The organism is Citrobacter sp. Awk 4, assembly GCF_028069725.1.
Lineage (GTDB): Bacteria > Pseudomonadota > Gammaproteobacteria > Enterobacterales > Enterobacteriaceae > Citrobacter_D.
This window is the reverse complement of record NZ_JANEWG010000154.1, coordinates 1-394: the sequence shown is the minus strand read 5'-3', so window position 1 is coordinate 394 and position 394 is coordinate 1. Positions and strand designations below refer to the sequence as shown.

1 tRNA gene is annotated in these 394 nt (G+C 46.7%); it reads right to left on the bottom strand.

Annotation, left to right across the window (positions count from 1 at the left end):
- Nucleotides 1-188 precede the first annotated feature (188 nt).
- Nucleotides 189-264: transfer RNA gene (locus NNO04_RS22620), tRNA-Glu, on the bottom strand.
- Nucleotides 265-394 lie beyond the last annotated feature (130 nt).

The following is a 394-nucleotide window of genomic DNA, read 5'->3' as shown; positions in this document are numbered from 1 at the left end:
CCGTGTCGTGAAAATTTGAGAGACTCGAACACACCGCTTTTCATTTCTTATTACGGAGAAATGAAACAGTGTGTCGTTTCAATTTTCAGCTTGATCCAGATTTTTAAAGAGCAAATATCTCAAACATCACCCTAAGATGAGTTTTGAGATATTAAGGCCGGCGACTTTCACTCACACAAACCAGCAAGTGGCGTCCCCTAGGGGATTCGAACCCCTGTTACCGCCGTGAAAGGGCGGTGTCCTGGGCCTCTAGACGAAGGGGACGTGTCAGTCTCAATCGCAAGACGCCTTGCTATTTACTTTTCATCAGACAATCTGTGTGAGCACTGCAAAGGCAGGTTCTTTAAGGTAAGGAGGTGATCCAACCGCAGGTTCCCCTACGGTTACCTTGTTA